The sequence below is a fragment of the Oleiphilus sp. HI0086 genome (genome assembly GCF_001635225.1).
Genome location: NZ_LWFZ01000457.1, coordinates 1 through 293, shown reverse-complemented (window position 1 = coordinate 293; position 293 = coordinate 1). Strand labels below are relative to the sequence as shown.

The following is a 293-nucleotide window of genomic DNA, read 5'->3' as shown; positions in this document are numbered from 1 at the left end:
GTCGAGCGAGATGGCAAGCTGTTACTCGTTGAAGAACGCTCTCATGGGAAAACCGTATTCAACCAACCTGCCGGTCATATAGAGCAAGGTGAAAGCATACAAGAAGCCGCTATTCGAGAAACGTTGGAAGAGACCGGCTGGCGCGTCAAGCTCACGGGATTTATTGGCTTATATACCTATACCGCCCCACAAAATGGCGTATGTTATTACCGCTTTTGCTTTGCCGCCGAAGCACTTGAAAAAGAGAGCGATAAGCTCGATAAAGATATTATTGCTGCTCATTGGTTGAGCAT

1 protein-coding gene is annotated in these 293 nt (G+C 47.1%); it reads left to right on the top strand.

Going from position 1 to position 293, the window contains the following annotated elements:
- The coding region (locus A3756_RS05615; RefSeq protein WP_068553037.1) for an NUDIX domain-containing protein at nt 1-293 on the top strand (293 nt) is incomplete at both ends.